The 18651-nt window shown below is 69.2% G+C and carries 20 protein-coding genes; 5 read left to right on the forward strand and 15 right to left on the reverse strand.

Annotation, left to right across the window (positions count from 1 at the left end; genetic code table 11):
• Positions 1–120 precede the first annotated feature (120 nt).
• Positions 121–741, forward strand: a complete 621-nt coding sequence (locus tag BJ970_RS35495) for an L-threonylcarbamoyladenylate synthase (protein ID WP_184732728.1) — start codon at positions 121–123, stop codon at positions 739–741.
• A gap of 350 nt (positions 742–1091) precedes the next feature.
• Positions 1092–1295, forward strand: a complete 204-nt coding sequence (locus BJ970_RS35500; RefSeq protein ID WP_184732731.1) for a cold-shock protein — start codon at positions 1092–1094, stop codon at positions 1293–1295.
• A 132-nt stretch (positions 1296–1427) separates the two neighbouring features.
• Here the strand turns inward: BJ970_RS35500 and BJ970_RS35505 are convergent, their stop codons facing one another.
• The 10 genes from BJ970_RS35505 to qcrB form a co-directional block, all read right to left on the reverse strand.
• Positions 1428–2807, reverse strand: a complete 1380-nt coding sequence (locus BJ970_RS35505) for an MFS transporter (protein WP_312864644.1) — start codon at positions 2805–2807, stop codon at positions 1428–1430.
• 92 nt (positions 2808–2899) lie between these two features.
• On the reverse strand, positions 2900–3352 hold the full coding sequence (locus tag BJ970_RS35510; RefSeq protein ID WP_184732735.1) for a MarR family winged helix-turn-helix transcriptional regulator: 453 nt from the start codon (positions 3350–3352) through the stop codon (positions 2900–2902).
• A gap of 98 nt (positions 3353–3450) precedes the next feature.
• Positions 3451–3999: a heme-binding beta-barrel domain-containing protein gene (locus BJ970_RS35515; protein WP_246472191.1), complete on the reverse strand. Its 549-nt coding sequence runs from the start codon at positions 3997–3999 to the stop codon at positions 3451–3453.
• Between the two features lie 972 nt (positions 4000–4971).
• Positions 4972–5250: a DUF6343 family protein gene (locus tag BJ970_RS35520; protein ID WP_184732739.1), complete on the reverse strand. Its 279-nt coding sequence runs from the start codon at positions 5248–5250 to the stop codon at positions 4972–4974.
• A gap of 50 nt (positions 5251–5300) precedes the next feature.
• Positions 5301–5894, reverse strand: a complete 594-nt coding sequence (locus BJ970_RS35525) for a winged helix-turn-helix domain-containing protein (RefSeq protein ID WP_184732741.1) — start codon at positions 5892–5894, stop codon at positions 5301–5303.
• A 309-nt stretch (positions 5895–6203) separates the two neighbouring features.
• On the reverse strand, positions 6204–6686 hold the full coding sequence (locus BJ970_RS35530; protein ID WP_184732742.1) for a DnaJ family domain-containing protein: 483 nt from the start codon (positions 6684–6686) through the stop codon (positions 6204–6206).
• Between the two features lie 40 nt (positions 6687–6726).
• A complete protein-coding gene (locus BJ970_RS35535; RefSeq protein WP_184732744.1) occupies positions 6727–7239 on the reverse strand; it encodes a mycothiol transferase in 513 nt (170 codons plus the stop codon).
• 244 nt (positions 7240–7483) lie between these two features.
• Positions 7484–8509: a CobW family GTP-binding protein gene (locus BJ970_RS35540; protein WP_184732746.1), complete on the reverse strand. Its 1026-nt coding sequence runs from the start codon at positions 8507–8509 to the stop codon at positions 7484–7486.
• 50 nt (positions 8510–8559) lie between these two features.
• Complete coding sequence (locus BJ970_RS35545) at positions 8560–9474, reverse strand: ribonuclease Z (RefSeq protein WP_184732748.1); 915 nt, start codon at positions 9472–9474, stop codon at positions 8560–8562.
• A gap of 38 nt (positions 9475–9512) precedes the next feature.
• A complete protein-coding gene (qcrB, locus tag BJ970_RS35550) occupies positions 9513–11180 on the reverse strand; it encodes a cytochrome bc1 complex cytochrome b subunit (protein WP_184732750.1) in 1668 nt (555 codons plus the stop codon).
• A gap of 506 nt (positions 11181–11686) precedes the next feature.
• Between qcrB and BJ970_RS39300 the strand changes: the two genes are divergently transcribed.
• Both BJ970_RS39300 and BJ970_RS35560 read left to right on the forward strand, forming a co-directional pair.
• Complete coding sequence (locus BJ970_RS39300) at positions 11687–11863, forward strand: LapA family protein (RefSeq protein WP_312864646.1); 177 nt, start codon at positions 11687–11689, stop codon at positions 11861–11863.
• Positions 11864–11927: 64 nt separating this feature from the next.
• Entirely contained in the window at positions 11928–12344 is a 417-nt protein-coding gene (locus BJ970_RS35560; protein WP_184732755.1) for a DUF7144 family membrane protein, read from the forward strand.
• A gap of 13 nt (positions 12345–12357) precedes the next feature.
• On the opposite strand, the gene BJ970_RS38635 is transcribed toward BJ970_RS35560, so the two are convergent.
• Entirely contained in the window at positions 12358–12558 is a 201-nt protein-coding gene (locus BJ970_RS38635; RefSeq protein WP_246472193.1) for a hypothetical protein, read from the reverse strand.
• A 339-nt stretch (positions 12559–12897) separates the two neighbouring features.
• Here BJ970_RS38635 and BJ970_RS35570 point away from each other — a divergent pair, with 339 nt between their 5' ends.
• A complete protein-coding gene (locus BJ970_RS35570; RefSeq protein WP_184732759.1) occupies positions 12898–13641 on the forward strand; it encodes an SDR family oxidoreductase in 744 nt (247 codons plus the stop codon).
• On the opposite strand, the gene BJ970_RS35575 is transcribed toward BJ970_RS35570, so the two are convergent.
• From BJ970_RS35575 to selD, 4 genes are all read right to left on the reverse strand, one after another.
• Positions 13638–14780, reverse strand: coding sequence for an MsnO8 family LLM class oxidoreductase (locus BJ970_RS35575; RefSeq protein ID WP_184732761.1), 1143 nt, complete (start codon positions 14778–14780; stop codon positions 13638–13640). The genes BJ970_RS35570 and BJ970_RS35575 overlap by 4 nt on opposite strands.
• 26 nt (positions 14781–14806) lie before the next feature.
• Positions 14807–16174 (reverse strand): NtaA/DmoA family FMN-dependent monooxygenase, encoded by a 1368-nt coding sequence (locus BJ970_RS35580; RefSeq protein WP_184732763.1) that lies wholly within the window; start codon positions 16172–16174, stop codon positions 14807–14809.
• Positions 16171–17310 (reverse strand): LLM class flavin-dependent oxidoreductase, encoded by a 1140-nt coding sequence (locus tag BJ970_RS35585; RefSeq protein WP_184732765.1) that lies wholly within the window; start codon positions 17308–17310, stop codon positions 16171–16173. The genes BJ970_RS35580 and BJ970_RS35585 overlap by 4 nt, the downstream gene beginning before the upstream one ends.
• Before the next feature lie 324 nt (positions 17311–17634).
• The gene (selD, locus tag BJ970_RS35590; protein ID WP_184732767.1) at positions 17635–18636 is read right to left on the reverse strand and encodes a selenide, water dikinase SelD; all 1002 of its coding nucleotides are present in this window, start codon (positions 18634–18636) and stop codon (positions 17635–17637) included.
• Between the last annotated feature and the right edge of the window lie 15 nt (positions 18637–18651).

Here is an 18651-nt window from a genome sequence, read left to right on the forward strand (position 1 = left end):
CGGATCTCCGGGTGGTCGAGCGAGGCTGGCGACCGCCAACCAGTCGCACGCATGCGCCATGCCGCCGAGCCGACGGGACCACCGTGGCCCGGTTCGAGTGGCGCCTCCTAAGCTCGCCGCATGGCGAAGTACTTCGACGTCCATCCGGAGAACCCACAGCGGCGAGCGATCGGGCAGGTGGTGGACATCGTCCACGACAACGGTCTGATCGCCTACCCGACGGATTCGTGCTTCGCGCTCGGTACCCAGTTGGGCAACAAGGCAGGCCTCGACCGGATCCGGGCCATCAGGCATCTCGACGACCGGCACCACTTCACTCTGGTATGCCAGAACTTCGCCCAGCTCGGCCAGTTCGTGATCATCAACAATGCGGTGTTCCGCGCCATCAAGGCGTCGACACCGGGCAGCTACACGTTCATCCTGCCCGCCACCAAGGAAGTGCCCCGCCGGTTGATGCACCCGAAGAAGAAGACCGTCGGCGTGCGGATCCCGGACCACTTCGTGGCGCAGGCGCTGCTGGCCGAACTCGGCGAGCCGCTGGTCTCCAGCACGCTCCTGCTGCCCGACGAGGACGAGCCGATGACCCAGGGCTGGCAGATCAAGGACGAGCTCGACCACGTGCTGGACGCCGTGATCGATTCCGGCGACTGCGGCACCGAGCCGACCACGGTGATCGATTTCTCCGCCCCCGAGCCCGAGATCGTTCGCCGCGGCGCGGGCGAGACCTCCCGCTTCGAGTAACGGCAGCCGCACCCCGGCCCCTGTGCCGCGCTACGTGTATCGGCCGAGCTTTCGGCGCGTTTGAGCGGTAAGGGTCGGCACCACAATCGGACTGCTGAATGCGCGATGCCGTCCTCGACACGCCGTCCTCGACACGCCGTGCGATCCCCCCTGCGCGATCTTCGTTGACCGTGTACTGTCTACGTCGGTCGTATTTTTCTGGGGTCGTGTTCGCGCACACTCGCAGGATGGTGATGCGAGCGTGCTGCTATCTGGTTGTAGCTGGAGAAGTCGCCGTTCGAGATCCGCGACCCAGGTAGTCACGAAGTGTGAGTGCCTGTAGTAGTACCGGCTCCCAGAAGGAGAGAGACATGGCACAGGGAACCGTGAAGTGGTTCAACTCGGAAAAGGGCTTCGGCTTCATCGCACCCGATGACGGCGGCGCGGACGTCTTCGTCCACTACTCGGCGATCGACGCTCGCGGCTTCCGCAGCCTCGACGAGGACCAGAAGGTGACCTACGAGGTCACCCAGGGGCCGAAGGGCCCGCAGGCCAGCGGCGTCCGACTCGTCTGAGTTCGGGCCACCCGGCCGGTACCGGCTTCCGGACCGGCCCTTGAGCCTGGCGAAGGCCTCGCACTCCACAACGGGGTGCGGGGCCTTCGCCGTGTTCGGGAAGCGACGTGGCTGACTGCTCGGTCCTGGCGATCAGGCAGGGCGGCGGCGGAGCAGGCCGACCACCGAGGCGGCGAGCAGGGCGGCGGCGATGATCGCGATGGCCAGGCCCATCCGGTGCAGTCCGGCGTCGACGACATGAGCGCCCATCACCAGCGCCAGCAGCGCGGCGGCCAGGTTCGCCCCGACGTACTGCGACGTGCGGTACAAGCCGGATGCCGCGCCCATTCGCGCGGCCGGGGCGACGGCGTACATAGCGCCCTGGTTGCCTATGTTGTTGAAGCCGTTCGGCAGGCCCAGCAGCGCGGAGATCACGAGCAGCAGTGGAATCGGCGAGTCGACGCCCGGCAGGACCAGCAGTAGCCCGCCGAGGCACAGCGCGGCGGTCCCGACGATCAATGTCGCGCGCGACCCGTGGGTGCGCTGCAGGCGGGCGGCCAGCAGCGTGGACACCGCGCCGACGGCCGCGATCGGCAGCACGACCAAGCCGGCGCCGACCGGCCCGAGCCCCCGGGTTTCCTCCAGCCATTGCGGCAGGCCGTAGAAGATGCAATAGAAGGCCGTGTAGGTCACGATCGTCCGCCCGTAGGTGAAGGACAGCCCACGCCGCGCCAGCAGGCGCATGTCCAGGAATGGGTCGCGGGCACGCATGCCCCACCAGGCCGTGAGCGCTACGGCGGGGATGCCGATGGCAAGCCACCACCACGCCGGTGTCGCGGCCAGCGACAGCAGCCAGAACATCAGCGCCGTGACCGCGATGGCGAACAGCAGCATCCCGACCGGGTCCACCCGCATCAGCGCCTTCAGTCGCCCGCGGCTGCGGTTGCGCGTCGCGGGATCTGCCGGGCCCCACCGCATGATCACCACGGCGCTCAACAGCGCTAGCGGCACGTTGATCCAGAAGACGCCGGCCCAGCCGAAGCCACCGACGAGCAGCCCGCCGAGAGTGGGCCCGAGCGCGGCAGTGACCTGCGAGCAGATGGCGAGCGCGGCCAAGGCGTTGGTCGGGCGGGATCGCAGTCGGTCGGCTGCGCGGCGGATCATCGCCACCCCGCAGGGGTACTGGGCAGCGGTGCCGATGCCGATCATGATGCGGCAGACCACGAGCGTTGCCATGTTCGGCGCGAACGGAGCCACCGCCGAGGCCGCGCCGACCAGGACGATCCCCGCCAGGCTGGTGCGGCGCGGACCGAGCACGTCGGCGATGCGACCCATCGCGGGAGCGGCGACCGCGGTGGCCAGGTAGAGCGCGGAGACCAGCCAGGTCACCGAGGTGCCTGCGTCGAAATAGGCGCGGATGCCGACCAGCGCGACCGCGATCATCGACGAGTTCAGCGGTTGCAGGATGGTGCCGAAGGCGATCGGGGTGACGAACCCGCCCGGTAGCTCCGGTTCGGCAGCGGGCTTAGCCACGCGCGGTAAGTCTTCAGCGGAGCTGTCTTTTCTGGGGTGGGATTCGTGCGTCGTTCGTGGCATCGGTCCCCGGTCTTGCGTCGAAGGTGGCGTCAGGAGTCGGCGAGGCGGTCCAGCAGCCGGGCGGCGAGCACCAGCAGTTGCCGCTCGACGTCGGTGAGCCCGGTCATGGCCTGGGCCAGCCACGCTTCGCGCTGCCCCCGGTCGCGCAGGACCTCGCGTCGGCCGGCCTCGGTGATCCGGATGATCGCGGCCCGCCGGTCGGCCGGGTCCAGGTCGCGTTCGGCCAAGTCGGCGTCGATCAGGTGCTGCACGAGGCGGGCCATGGACTGCGGCGTGACGCGCTCGGCGGCGGCCAGCGCGCTGGTGGTCGCCGGGCCGTCGCGTTCCAGGCGACCCAGCACCGCCAGGCGGCCGAGGGTCAGCTCGCCGGGCTCGCGCTCGGCGCGCAGCCGCCGTGCCAGTCGCATCACGCCCAGCCGCACCTCGGTGGCCGACTGGGCGAGCCCGGCGGTGCCGTCGGCACCGGGATCGCCACAACTCATATGCTCAGCATAGCTGTATTTCTTGGAGGTGTCGTATCGCCGAGGTGCTTGACTTGATCTGTTGGAGTGGATTACCGGGCGTCATCCGCACCGGGTGGTCAGATGCGGTGCAGCCGAGCGGTGACGTGCGGAGTCATCGGCAATCCGACCATGGCGCGGCTTTCGGCGTAGTCGAGGGTGTCGTCTCCGCCGAGCGCGTAGCTGCGCTGCGCGGCCTCGACGTCCTTCGCGGTCGCCGTCCGGACGACGGTGTCCGTGGACAACTCCCAGCGCTGCGGGGTCGCGGTGCCGTAGAACAGTTCCAGGATTCCGGTGCAGTGGCTGATCAGTAGTTCCAGGGATCCGTCGGGTTGCGGCCGCCACCAGCCGGTCTCCCACGCGGCCGGTCGCAGCGCGTTTCCCTCAGGGGCGAGCAGCCAGGCGCGCGCCTCGTGGCGCAGGAACGGCCGCCCGTCGTGCGAGATCGTGACTTGCTGGCCAAACCGGTACGGCCCCTCGATGCTCGGGTAGTCGACCTCGCCGCCGCCGCGCCATATCCCGACCAATGCCCGCAGCCGACCGCACGCGTCGTGCAACGGCGGCGCGCTGTGCAGATCCGTCGTCTCGGCCGGGATGGGCAGCGGAGCGCGATCACTGGAAGATCCCATACCCAGCAGGGTAGGGGAGCGGGGGCGGCCCTCGCATACGCCTGTGTGTGGGGGCGGCATGATCGAGCTCAGCCTGAACCCAAGCCGCACCGAATCTGTGGTCCATTGTGGATCAATCTGGCCGCGGCCCGGGTGTTCGACAGGAATATGGCCACCGCACTGCCCGCCGACCGTGTTCAGGCCGTCCAATGGGGGGAACTTGCCGAAGACATCGGCGCTTCCTAGCACTGCCGGTGCTGGTCGACGCACCTCTCGGCCGTCGTACGGGCTGGGGCTGACCAGCCACAATGCTGCCGCCAGAGGCTCGTTACGGGCGTCCCTCCGCAGTGGACACAGTTTGGCCGGCTCGGCTGAAGTGCAGCGGGCCCCGGGTCACGCCCCGTAGTGGACGGTGTGTGCGCTGCGTGGCAGGCCCGTTTACCGGACGTTATTGTCTGGGCAACGGCGCTGCCACCCGGCGGGTTCACCATCAGCACAACCTGGTTTGTCGGGGCCAGGGGATCAAGCGCCGCGGAGAAAGGGAATCTCCCATGGTGCGTGCTGTTGGAACGCTGGCGCTCGTCGGTGCCGGTGTGTTGGGGTTCTGGGTCGGCTACCTCCTGGATGCGAGGCGCGAGTTCCGGCGTCGGCCTGCCGAGTAGTCGGACGCGCCCGCGCGGATGGTTTCCGTTCACCGGAAGCCGGACGCCCGATCTCCGTAGCCGCGAAATGGCAGCAGAGTGCACGGCACCTGCACCGCGCAAGCGGTCAACGGTGCCCTGCACTTTTCAGATCGCGCTCTCGTCAACGGGTGATGGCGTCCTCCGGGACGTTGAGATCCCGGTCCTTGGTTCCGGGGGCCACCAGGGAGACGACCAGGCTGATGGCCATTGCCTTGCGAAAGTTGCCGGGACGATTCGGGTGCGGGGCAGTGTGCGCAGGGCCGTGTCGAGCGGCAGCTGCCGAGGTCGACGCCGCCGCGGAGGGAGTCGTTCAGCCGGGTTCGCCGCGGCGCTTGCGGTGGGCGACCCAGGCGAAGTCGATAGCGGCGGCCACGGCCAGCACGACCAAGGCCCAGCCCAGCCAGGTCAGCTCCGGCAGGGACAGGAACACCAGCGCGGCCGCGCCCCCGCAGAACACCAGGCCGAATCCGGCCAACCAGAGCCGCAGGGTCAGGGCACTGCGCCCGTAGGGTGCTCCGGCGAAACCGGCCATCGGGTCGTGGTAACCCGGCAGTCCCCGCTCGTACTCCTCGCGCTTGCGCTTCGCCATGTCTCCCGGATACCCATTCCGGTGCGGCCCACCGCCGGTCGCGACGGCCGCTACGTCGCCCGAGGGGTGTCGCGGGCCCCGGAAGCGTAGGGGTCGTGCTCGATGTGGACCTCCTCGGTGTGGTCCAACCGGTAGCCCACCCCACGCACCGTGGTGATCAGGTCCTCCAGGTCGGGCCCGAGCTTGCTGCGGATCCGGCGGATGTGCACGTCCACCGTGCGAGTGCTCGGCGTGCTGTTCAACTGCCAGACGGCGTTGAGCAGCGCCTCGCGCCGGTGTACCCGGCCCGGGTTCTCGCGGAGGAAGAGCAGCAGGTCGAACTCCAGCCGGGTGAGCTCGATGAACGTCCCATCGGCGCGCACGACCCGGCGCGGTGCCACCAGGATTCGCAGCGCGGGCTCGGCAGGCGTGGGCACCGACCGCAACCGAGGCGCCTCGGGCGCGGCCTGGTCCTCCACAGTGGACTGGAGGGGGATCTCCGCCAGCGCGCGGAGTTTTCGGGCGAAGTCGCGTTCCAGCGCGGCGATATCTTGTTGCGCTACGACGAATCGGGCGGTCACCTCGATCACCGCACCGCCTTCTACCGGCCGCACCTCGAAGGAATCCGGGCCCACCGGCTCCCGGAAGGCAGTTTCCAGCGTCATGGCACAGGTCTCCGTCTCACATGCGGTGCCGGTCCGGGATGTCCGTCGGCACCGGCGCGAACAACAGCACCTCGGCGGCAGGTCACCGGCGAGGCGAGAGCACACCGGCGGCAAGCGGCTCGGGTGAGCATCGGAGCAGCGCCGGGGCGGGGGAGATCAACCACGCGAACAAGCCGCGGATGCGACCCACAACAGGTCGATGTGCGCGCGCTGCACGAGAGGCGGTCCCAGCGTCATGGAACCGATCAAAGCACCGGCGGCAGACCGCGTCAAAGCCGCTCAACAGGTGGGAAAGCCTGGGGTGGCCGATCATCGCCGGAAGCGGTGCCACCAGCGAGTTTTCCGCTGCTCGGACTCGTCTGGCCCAGGCGCGTGCCGTAGCGCCGGTTCGATCTGGTCGCAGCGCCACCGGGCAACCACTTCGTCGACGTTCACCGGGCCGACGACCACCTGCGGCCCGGTCGGTGTGCGCAGGTACTCGACGATGCGGCGGTTCAGGTCCGTGGCCACGTCCCGGACGGCTTGCTCGGTGGTCAGGTCGCGAATCGTCTCCGGCAGGCGCTCGGCCTCCTTGCGCAGTTGCAACGGGGTGGGCAGCAGGGCCTCACCGGACATCCCCTCCCGTCGGATGTAGTCCTTCAACCACCACTGGTCCTCGACGGTCTGTCCCGCGCCGGGTAGCGGTTTGCCCGCCCCGGGCAGGTCATCGAACTCGCCGCGCTCCTGCGCGGTCCGGATCTGCTTGTCGACCCATGATTCGAACGTGACACCTCGTGGCTTGCGCTCGGTCATGCCGCGATTGTCCGCTGCATCCCGGCCGCGATGCCAGCGGCTATCCGGTGCGTTCGATGATGCCGCGCACGAAAGCCGCCTGGCCAGCGTGCTGCAGGCCGTCAGCGAGCACGCTCACCAGGCGCACGCCGAGGGTGACCGGCGGCGACCACCCGGCGTCCACGATCTCCGGGAGGTCGTCGTCGGACAGGTCCGAGACGAAGTCGATCGTCTGCGCGTATACGGCGTCGTGGTAGCCGGTCAGCAGCTCGCCAGAGCCGACGCGGACCTGGGCTACGTCCTCGGGGTCGTGGCCGTAGCCGATGTCGTCGCGGGGGAACGGCAGCCCGAAGCGCCCCAGCCAGTCCTGCGCGGTCCAGACCTGCTCGATTCCGGCCACGTCCGAGACGTGGTCGTCCTGCACCCGGGTCAGGTGCCAGACGAGCCAGGCGATCGAGTTGGCCTCCGGGTCGACCCGGTACCCCAGCTGGTAGGGATCCAGGGCAGCGACGGTCTCGTGCACCACCTCGCGGATTCGGCCGAACGCATCCGCGAGCAACTCGGCGCTGGTCATCGGGCACGCTCCTGTCGGCGGACGTACTGGTCTGCCACGGTACGTCCGCCGCCGGAATCCGGCAGCGTGTCCACGGCGCTCCACAGTGGACGCTAGTCGAGGAGCACGCCCACCCCGGCCATCGCGCGGCTGGCCCGTGCCTGCTCGTCGGTGACCGGTCGTTCCGGCCGTTGTTGCCTCCCCGCGTCGAAAACTCGATCAGCCGTAGGCTGCCCGCCCGGGCGGGGGCCTTGACAAGCGCAGATCAGGATCGCGTGTACTTCAGCACATCCAGCATGCTGTGCTCGTCGGCGTGGTCCGGTTCGCCGAGACAGGCGGCCAGGCGGCTGCGTACCCGGTCCTGGTCGAGCCCGGAGCCGATCACGACGAGCTGGGTCCGGCGCGGCTCGTCCCGGCCCCAGCGCGTCCGGTGGAAACGCAGGAAGTCCCCGACGGTGTGCAGGGTGAACTTCTGTCCATGTCCCGGAACGCCGAAATAGACCAGGCCCTTCATCCGGTACACCCCGGCCGGGCGGTCGTCGAGGAACCGCATCAGCGCCCGTGGGTCCACCGGGCGGTCGGCGGTGAACTCCACGCTCTGGTAGGCGGCGTGGAGGTGCTCGTGGCAGTCCGCCGGCTCGGACAGCAGTTCGTCGAAGGACAGCTGGCGCGCGGTTGTCCGCCGCTCCCGCACCGCCTCGCGGTCGAACAGCAGCGTCGGATCGATGCGACCGTGCGTGGTCGGCAGCACCGGTTTGCCGCCGGCGAGCTCGCGCACCAGTTCCGCCAGCCGCTGCTGGTCGGGTTCGCCGACTCGGTCAATCTTGTTCAGCAGCACCAGGTCGGCGAAGCGCAGGTGCTGGTCGATCTCGGGGTGGCGCCGCCGGGTCGCCTCGAACTCCGCGGCGTCGACCACCTCCACCAGCCCGCCGTAGCCGAGGCGGCGGTTCGTGCTGTTCAACAGCAGCCGGACCATGCCACGCGGGTCGGCCAGTCCGCTGGACTCGATCACGATCACGTCGATGTCGCCGCCGGGCCGTGCCAGCCTGGCCAGCAGGTCGTCGAGCCCGCGTGCGTCGACGGCGCAGCACAGGCAGCCGTTGCCCAGCGACACAGTCGAGTCGACCTGGCCGGCCACGCTCAACGCGTCGATGTTGATCTTCCCGAAGTCGTTGACCACGACGCCGATCCGGGCGCCCTGCGGGTTGCGCAGCAGGTGGTTGAGCAGACTGGTCTTCCCGGATCCGAGGAACCCCGCGACGATGATGACCGGGATCGGTTGCCGAACCAAAACGTGCCTTTCGCGAGATCGTTGCCCGCCCGGCAGCATATCGACCGGCCTCAGCGGCGCTGCGGCACCGGGACCCGCTGCAGATCTTCGGCGACCACGACCGTGCCGTCGAAGATCGCCGTGGCTTCGTCGTAGAATCGGCGCGGATCCGCGTAGCGCTGCGAGAAATGCGTTAGCACCAGGCAGCGCACCCCGCACTCCGCGGCGACCCGGGCCGCTTGGGCGGCGGTGAGATGTCTGTACTCGTCGGCCAGCCGCGCGTCCTCGTCCAGGAAGGTCGATTCGATCACCAGCAGATCGGCGCCGTCGGCGATCGCGAACACGCCGTCGCAAAGCCGGGTATCCATCACGAACCCGAAGCGTTGCCCCGGGCGGGGCTCGCTGACCTGCTCCACGGTCACCAAGCGGCCGTCGATGCGCAGCACCCCCTCCTGCTGCAGCTTCCCGATGGCGGGACCGTGCACCCCGAAACCGGTCAGCCGCTCGGGCACCATGCGTCTGCCTTCCGGCTCCACCAGCCGGTAGCCGAACGTGTCGATCCGGTGCTCCAGCCGGACCGCTTCCAGCCGGCCGAACGGCCCGGTGGCCACCGGGCCCTCCCGCTCGATTGGCCGTTCCCGCAGGTCGACCACCTCGTCGAAGGCCGACGCGTAGCGCAGGTTCCGGAAGAAACCGGCCCCGCTCGCCGGGTAGTGCGCGTACACCGGCCGAGGTACCCGGTCCAGCGAGAATCGCTGGATCACCCCGGGCAGCCCGAGGCAGTGGTCGCCGTGGAAGTGGCTGATGCAGATCCGGTCGATGTCGTGCGCGCTGACCCGCGCGTGGATCATCTGCCGCTGGACACCCTCGCCGGGGTCGAACAGCACGCCGGTGCCGTCCCAGCGCAGCAGGTAGCCGTTGTGATTGCGGGACCGCGTCGGCGCCTGGCTCGCGGTGCCCAGCACGATCAGTTCGCGATTGGACACGCGCGGGACACTACGGCACCGGGCCGGGGCCGCGCCGGTCACTGCTCAGGCGCCTGCGGACGGCCCGAGGGGACCTCGACCTCCGCCTCCCCAGCGGCGGCGCGTTCGCGCTCGGCCTCCTCCCGGCGGGCGCGGTCGAGGGCCTCGGTCTCCTCGCGCGGATCCGGCCACAGCAGGCTGCCGGGCACCGACCGGCCGGCGGCGCCGAGCTGGTTCATCTTCTTCGGCACCGGGGCGGCCTGGTACGGCAGCGGCTGCGGGTGGCCGTGCTCGTCCACCGCGCCCAGCGGCTGGTGGACCTCGATGAACTCGCCGTGCGGCAAGCGCTTGATGATGCCGGTCTCCACGCCGTGCTCTAGCACCGCGCGGTCGGCACGTTGCAGGCCCAGGCAGACCCGATAGGTCACGTAGTAGGCGATCGGCGGTAGGACCAGCACGCCGATCCGGCCCGCAACGGTGGTCATATTCAGCGACAGCCCGAACACGAACGCGATGATGTCGTTGACGCCGGACAGCAGCACCACCACGAAGAACGTGATGGCCATCGTGCCCAGCGAGGTCCGCACCGGCGCGTCGCGCGGCCGCTGCAACAGGTTGTGGTGCGCGGTGTCACCGCTGAGCTTGCGTTCCACGAACGGGTAGCTGATCGCCGCGGTGAACACCAGGACCAGCCCGACCACAAGCGGGAAGAACACCGCCGGAATGGTGTAGACGCCCAGGTAGAGCTCCCACGGCGGCCACAGCCGCCCCATTCCGTCGGTCCAGATCATGTACCAGTCGGGCTGGGAGGCGGCGGAGACCATCGAGGCCACGTATGGGCCGAAGTTCCAGATCGCGTTGATCTGGAAGATACCGCTCATGATCGCCAGCACGCCGGTGACGATCAGGAACAGCCCGGTGCTCTTCACCGCGAACGCCGGGAGGATCCGCACGCCTTCCACGTTGGATTCGCTGCGCCTCACCCCGGGGTACTGGGTGTGCTTCTGGTACCAGACGATCGCCAGGTGCACGGCCACCAGCCCGATGATGAGGCCCGGCAACACGAAGACGTGGAACAGGTAGAACCGCGGGATGATCTCGGTGCCGGGGAATTCCCCGCCGAACAGCATCCACTGCAACCAGGTGCCGATGACCGGGACCGACAGCACGATGCCGGAGGCGATCCGCAGCCCGGTGCCGGACAGCAGGTCGTCGGGCAGCGAGTAACCGATGAAGCCTTCGAACATGCCCAGGAAGAACAGCAGGACGCCGATGGTCCAGTTCGCCTCGCGCGGGCGGCGGAACGCGCCGGTGAAGAAGATCCGGAACATGTGCACCACGATCGCGGCCATGAACACCAGCGCGGCCCAGTGGTGCAGCTGGCGCGCGAACAGCCCGCCGCGGACATCGAAGGTGATGTCGAGTGTGCTCTCGAACGCGCGGGACATCGACACGCCGCGCAGGTTTGCGTAGGTGCCGTTGTAGGTCACCTCGGTCATCGACGGGTCGAAGAAATAGGCGAGATAGGTGCCGGTGAGCAGCAGGATGATGAAGCTGTACAGCGCGAGCTCGCCGAGCAGGAACGACCAGTTCGACGGGAAGACCTTGTTGATCTGCCGCCGCATCCCCGAGGCCAGCCGGAACCGCAGGTCCGCTTCGTCTGCCTGTTGGCGGATCATCCGCAACAGCTTGCTCTCGGGTTTGGTGGGCTGAGTCAACTTGCTCATCTCGGCTCCCAGCACCGCCCGCGCGCCCGACGGGGATCCCTAGCCGGTCGATTCCGCGAGCTCCCGCCGCCTTGGCCGGGCGAAACGACATTGCGCATTATGAGCGTACTGCTCCGGCACGCCCCCGGCAGCCGAACTGGCGTCCCAACCGCCGGTCGGCCTCGCCGTTCGGCTGGCGGGCCTGGGCCTGGTGCAGGTTTCGTTGTTTACGGGGCCAATCCCGGGGGAGAAATGCCTCGTGGTGCCGGGCGGCGGGAAATCACCATGCGCACCGGGCGATCGGTGGCTATCCCACGTTGTCGATATAGGGGGAACACCGCGACCGGGCGGGCGAGCCCGCCGCGCCCGGCACCGCGAACTGCGAACCGCTTGAAAGGCGACACCTTCAGTTTGAGGTCGTTGGGCCCTGGGATATCCCGGCAGCGCCTCGCAGGCTGGGGAACATGGGGTCTGTGCATAGTGGCCATGGTTCGCCCGCGACGCGGTCGCGGTGGATGACTCCGCGCGTGATCACGGGGCTGGTGCTCGTCGTACTGGCGGTCGTGCTCGTCGTCGAGAATCGGCAACCGGTCGAGGTCAGGGTCTTTGTTCCATTGGTAACGATGCCGCTGTGGACGGCCCTGACGGTGGCGCTTGTCGTCGGCCTCATCATCGGGCTCTTGGTGACCCGGCCCCGGAAATGAAGCGGCCCCGGAAGTGAAGCAATCGCGTGCCCGCGTGCGGGTGCGGCAGCGAGGGAGCGAAACCATGACGTCCCACAACGTGCCGCGCGGTGGGATCCGGACCCGGTGGCTGGGGTGGGTGATCTTCGCCGGCATCCTCCTGCTGCTGGTCGGAGTCGTCCAGTTGGTGCACGGGATCGCCGCCTTCTCGCATTCCGGCACCGCGGTCACGCAGACCGGAACGTTGGTCACCGTCGACCTGTCCAACGTCGGGTGGACCTACCTGATCCTCGGCATCGTCCTCGCCGCCGCAGGTATCGGCGTGATGTTCGGTAGGATGTGGGCGCGCGTGATCGCGATCATCCTCGCCGTATTGAGCCTGCTGGCCAACATCGCGTTCTTCACCGCCTACCCCGTCTGGTCCACCATCGCCATCGTGCTGGACGTCGTCGTGATCTACGCACTCGTCGCGCACGGCCGGGAGGCCAAGCGCATTCGTTGACACCGGCGGTTTCTCAACCGATCCGCGCTTCCGACACGACCAGCGGGGTCCCTTGCATGCAGGTCGTCACCAGGGCCGGTTCGAGCCTGCCGCGCACGACAGCGGTCACGCCGGGCCGCAACGCCGGCGAGGGATTCACCAGCAGGTACTGCCGTTCAGCGGTGCCGAGGACCAGACAGCCGGGTTCCACGCCGCGTCGCACAACGCCGCGCACGGTCACCTCCACACCCGGTACTGGGGACGACGGCGCGGGGCTTGTTGGCGGACCCGGCGGCGTCGACGTCGCGTCGCAACCTGCCAGTACGGCAAGTGCGATGGCGAGTGCCGCCGGGTAGCGCAATGACCCTCGCGCCGTTGGCAGACCGGGATGAATCGTGAGCATCAATTCCGGAATGCCCGACCGCGGCTCGCGCGAATCGTGGCCGAGCCGAATCGTCGGCCGCCCCGGCAGGTTCGGGCAAGGACGGGCTCGCGAACCGGGTCGACGCGCGCCGGTGGGTTTCGCGGCGTGCGGTATCAATGGGGCCGGTGGCAATCGTGCTGGGAGGGCTGAATGGACGACATGCGAGTCGCGGTGGTGACCGGTGCCGGATCGGGCGTGGGACGGGAGATCGCGCAGGCATTGCTGGGCTCTGGATACCGGGTGGCGCTGGCGGGCCGGCGGCCGGAGCCGTTGCGGGAGACCGCGCAGGGCAGCGCCGCGGCCCGCGTGGCCCCCACCGACGTGGGGGATCCGGACTCGGTCGCGGCGCTGTTCGACGGGGTGCGCGACGAGTGGGGACGGGTTGACCTGCTGGTCAACAACGCGGGCACCTTCGGCACACCAGGTTCGGTCGGCGAACTGTCCTATTCGGACTGGCAGGACGTCGTGGGGGCCAACCTGACCGGCTCTTTCCTGTGTGCGCACCACGCCTTCCGGATCATGCGGGGCCAAGACCCGCGGGGTGGGCGGATCATCAACAACGGCTCGATCTCGGCGCACAGCCCGCGACCGCGCAGCGTCGCCTACACCGCCACCAAGCACGCCATCACCGGGTTGACCAAGTCGATCTCGCTGGACGGCCGGCCCTACGACATCGCCTGCGGGCAGATCGACATCGGCAACGCCGCCACCGAGATGACCGCGGGTATCGCGGCCGGCGCGGTGCAGGCCGACGGTTCGGTGCGCCCCGAACCGACCTTCGACGCCCGGCATGTGGCCGAGGCCGTGCTCTACATGGCGGGCCTGCCGCTGAACGCCAACGTGCAATTCCTGACCATCACCGCGACTTCGATGCCGTTCATCGGGCGCGGTTAGGTCGTCTCCCAGGCCTTGGCGAGCAGCTCGTAGGAGCGGATCCGGTCGGCGTGGTCGTGGGTGACCGTGGTGATCACGAGCTCGTCGGCGGCAGTGGCGTCGCGCAGTGCCGCCAGCTTGGGCACCACCGCCTCCGGCGTGCCGACGATCTGCGTCTCAACCCGGTCGGCGACGAGTTCTCGCGCCTGGTCGGTCCAGGGAAACTCGGCGGCTTCCGCCGGGCTGGGGAACGGGATCGCTCCCTCGCCGGCCCGGATGCTGTGCACCCACGGACCGTACGGTGCGGCGAGTTCGCGGGCCTTCGTATCCGAGTCGGCGACCACCACGTCCGCCGACACCACGACGTACGGCCGCGACAGCCTCGCGGAGGCCGTGAAGTTCTTCCGGTAGGCGGCCACCGCCTCCAGCACGGTGGACGGGCTGACGTGGTAGTTCGCCGCGAACGGCAGGCCCAGCGAGCCCGCCGCCGCCGAACTCTCCCCGGCACTGGACCCCAGGATCCAGACGTCGAAGTCGGCGCCTTCGACCGGAACGGCGTGCACCGGCTCACCGCTGGAGGCATGGAAGTCGCCGGAGACGAACTGCAGGATCTGCGTCACCTGGCCGCGGTAGTCCACCAGTGCTTCCGCCGGTTCACCGACGCTGAGCAGGCGTTGCTGCTCCTCGATCCGGGCCGCGAATCGCTTGGAGCCGCCCAGCGCCCGGGGCTTGGGCGGGATCAGCAGACCATCGACCACCTTCGCCTCGGGTGCCGAGCCGTCGGTGCGGGCGGTGAAGCGGCGCACCAGCTCCCGGCTGCGCACCAGTCCGGAACGACCCAGCCCGAGATCGATGCGGCCCGGGTGCAGCTGGGCGATCGTGGCGAACTGCTCGGCAACCACCAGCGGGGCATGGTGTCCCAGCAGCACCGCGCCGGACCCCACCCGGATTTGGCTGGTCGCACCCGCGACCAGCGCGATCAGCACCGCCGGCGCCGATGAAGCGACCCCGGGCGTCAAGTGATGTTCGGCCACCCAGTACCGGCGGTAGCCGAGGCGTTCGGCTCGTTGCGCGAGGTCGATGGTGTTGCGCAGGGCGTCGGCCGAGGTCTGCCCGGAGACGATGGGCGACAGGTCGAGTACCGAGAGCGGGGTGGGCATTAGGCGTGACCTCCAAGCCGGTCTGGTTATGACGCGGTTTTCTTGCTGCGCCGAGGGTTCTCCAGCGGCGGCAGCCCCAGATTCTCGCGTAGCGTCGCCCCCGGGTACTCGGGGCGGTAAACGCCACGCTCTTGCAGTAGCGGCACCACGGTGTCGACGAACTCGTCGAGGCCGCCGGGGGTCAGGTGCGGGACGAGGATGAATCCGTCGCCTGCGTCTTCCTGCACGAACCGGTTCATCGCGTCGGCCACGTGCGCGGCCGTGCCGATGAACGACTGCCGCGCGGTGACCTCGATGATCAGTTCCCGGACGGACAGCTGCTTGGCCTCGGCGAGTTCGCGCCACTGGCGGGCGGTGGCGATCGGATCGCGGTTCCGGCGGGCGCTGGCCCGGCCCTTGGTGATGGTGTCGGTGCCGATCACCGGATCGAAATCGGGCAGTGGCCCGTCCGGGTCGAGGTCGCTGAGGTCGGTGTTCCAGAGCTGCTCCAGGAACCGGATGGCGGTCTGCCCGCTGACCTGCTGGTGCCGGATGTGCGCGGCTCGTTCATGAGCTTGCGCTTCGGTGTCACCGAGCACCACGGTCGTCGCCGGGAACACCAGGAGTTCGTCGCGTGAGCGGCCGTGCCGGGCGAGCCTTCCCTTGACGTCGGCGTAGAAGTGCTTGCCTGCCTCCAAGGTGGCGTGCCCGGTGAATATCGCGTCGGCGGCCGAGGCGGCGAATTCGCGGCCCGCGTCGGAGTCACCGGCCTGGAAGATGACCGGGCGGCCCTGCGGGCTGCGCGGCACGTTGAACCGGCCCGCGATGTCGAAATGCGCGTCGCGGTGCTCGAAGGCACCGGCCCGCGGATCAGTGAGGAAGGTCCCGGACTCCTTGTCGGCCACGATCTCGTGGCCCTGCCAGGAGTCGAAGAGTTCCCGGGCGGTACGCAGGAAAAGCTGAGCGCGGTCGTAGCGCTGGTTCTCGGGCAGGAACCCGCCGCGCCGGAAGTTCTCGCCGGTGAACGCGTCCCACGACGTCACGACGTTCCAGGCCGCGCGGCCACCGGAGAGGTGGTCGAGGCTGGCGAACTGCCGGGCCACCTCGTAGGGCTCGTTGAACGTCGAGTTGATGGTGCCGGCCAGCCCGAGGTGTTCGGTGACGGCGGCCAACCCGGCCAGCACCGTGAAGGTGTCCGGGCGGCCTACCACGTCCAGGTCGTAGATCTTCCCGGCGTGCTCGCGAAGCCGCAAACCTTCGGCGAGGAAAAGGAAATCGAACTTGCCCCGCTCGGCGGTGTGAGCCAGGTGCGTGAATGAGGAGAACTCGATCTGGCTCAGCGAGGCCGGATCGCTCCACACCGTGGTGTTGTTCACGCCCGGGAAGTGCGCGGCCAGGTGAATCTGCTTGGTCACAGGTGTCCTCCGGCGTTGGTGGCGTAGCGGCTGACGGGCCGATGCAGGCCGAACCTCGCGCGCAGCGTGCCTGCCTCGTAGGCGGCGCGAAACGCGCCGCGCCGTTGCAGTTCCGGGACGAGTTCCCGGGTGATCGCGGTCAGGTCGTGCGGGATCACGCCCGGCCGCAACCGGAATCCGGCGAGGCCGGCGGCCTGGTTGAGCAACCGGTCGGCGAGTTCGGCCGCGGTTCCGGCGAACACCGGAGCGTCCGGTGTGTACTCCGTGCCGTCGAGCTCGTCCAGCCGGGCCTTCCGGTCGGCCGCGTGTTCGCCGAGGAACACCACCAGATCGCCGAGGATGCGCGGGATGTCGTGCTCCCGCCCGACCGCCAGCGCTTCGGCGCGGATGCGGTCGGTGGTGATCCGGGCCCTTTCCGCGTCGTGCGCAGTGGTGAAGACGATGTCGGCCGCGCGGGCGGCGAACCGGAGCGCGGCGGCATCGGTCGCCAGGGCCGCCACCAGCGGTTGGCCCTGCGGCGGGCGGGGAGTGATGGACGGTCCCTTGACGTGGAACCATTTCCCGGCGAAGTCGATGTAGTGCAGCTTATCGCGGTCGATGAACCGCCCGGTCGCGACATCCCGGATCTCGGCGTCGTCCTCCCAGCTGTCCCACAATCGGCGGACCACCTCGACGTAGTCGGCGGCCTCGTCGAACAGTTCCGCGGGGTCGATGTCGCGGCGACCGAAGTGCGCGGCTTCGCTGCGGCGTCCCGACACCTGCGGCTGCCAGCCCGCGCGGCCGGCGCTGATGAAGTCGAGGCTGGCTATCGCCTTGGAGATGTGGAACGGCTCGGTGTGCGTGACGACCGCACTGGGCGCGAGGCCGATGTGTGCGGTGCGCGGCGCGACGCGGGCGGCGATCAGTCCGGCGTCGAGACGGCCGCGCACCTGGTCGGTGCGGGTGGACTGCGGGCCGAGCGAGTCCTCGATGGTGACCAAGTCGAGCAGCCCGCGCTCGGCTTCCCGTACGACGTCGACCCAGTATCCGGCGGTGAACAGTTCGGCGGCACGGGCCGCTTCGTCCCGCCACGCCGCGGGGTGCCAGCCGGCGCCGTCCAGCGCCACCGCGAGGTGCAACTTCGGTCGTGAAGTCATCTGCCGGTCCTTCCTAGCGGGCTCCTCTCGGCGATTTCAATGCAAACCAGCGTGCTGATCTCCATTGAAATCGCCCACAGTGGATTCATGTGCGGGAGCGTTCGAAGAGCGGGGCGACGTCGGTTTCACTGGGTGAAGGGCTGCGGAAAGCCCGGCAGTGAAAGGCTCAGTGCCGCGAACAGGCGGCGGAGGTGACCCGGAGGAGGTCCACGTGGTCCCTGGTGACCAACTGCACCGGCTTCGCCATGACCAGAACGCTAGAAGGGCGACCGGGAAGCGTCAACGGATCGACGCAACTGCCCACGATGTGGGCCTAAGACGGCGTCAGCGCAGCGCGATCGTCGCAGCGCCGGCGGGCAACACCCGGCCGATGACCGGTGCGCCGGGGATCTCCCCGACCACGAGCAGCCCGCCCGAGGTCTGGGCGTCGGCGAGCAGGAGCAACTCCTCCCCCGGCGCCGGGCCGGGATCGAGGTGCGGGCGGACCCAGTCGAGATTCCGGCGGGTGCCGCCGCTGACGTAGCCTGCCCGCACCGCCTCCCGCGCGCCGTCGAGGTACGGCACCGCGGCGATGTCGATCTCAGCGGCGGCCCCGGAAGCGCGCATCGTCTTGTACAGGTGGCCGAGCAACCCGAACCCGGTCACATCGGTGGCACACACCACCCCCGCCCGCGATGCCGCCACCGCGGCGTCCCGGTTGAGCGTCGTCATCGCCGCGATTGCCTGCTCGAAGCGTTCACCAGTGCTCTTGTGCCGGGTGTTGAGCACGCCGATGCCGAGCGGTTTGGTCAGCGACAGCGGCAGTCCCGGGCGTGCGGTGTCGTTGCGCAGCAACCGATCCGGGTCGACCAGGCCGGTGACCGCCAGGCCGTACTTGGGTTCGGGATCATCGACGCTGTGCCCCCCACCGACGTGGCAACCGGCCGCCCCGGCGGCATCGCAGCCGCCGCGCAGCACCTCGGCGGCCAGCTCGAACGGCAGCAGGTCGCGCGGCCAGCCGAGCAAGTTCACCGCGAGGATCGGGGTGCCGCCCATCGCGTACACATCGGACAGCGCGTTCGTAGCCGCGATCCGGCCCCAGTCGTAGGGATCATCCACCACCGGGGTGAAGAAGTCAGTGGTAGCCACGATTCCCGGCCCGCCGCCGACCCGCACCACGGCCGCGTCGTCGCCGGTCTCCAGGCCGATGAGCAGTTCGGCGTGCGGCCCCTCGACGGTCGGCGCCAAGCCGCCGAGGACGGATTCCAGCTCACCCGGCGGAATCTTGCAGGCGCAGCCGCCCCCATGCGCGTACTGGGTCAGGCGAATCGGTTCGAGCCGGGTCATGCCCCCCATTGCAGC

Origin of the sequence: Saccharopolyspora phatthalungensis, assembly GCF_014203395.1 — a bacterium.
GTDB lineage: Bacteria > Actinomycetota > Actinomycetes > Mycobacteriales > Pseudonocardiaceae > Saccharopolyspora > Saccharopolyspora phatthalungensis.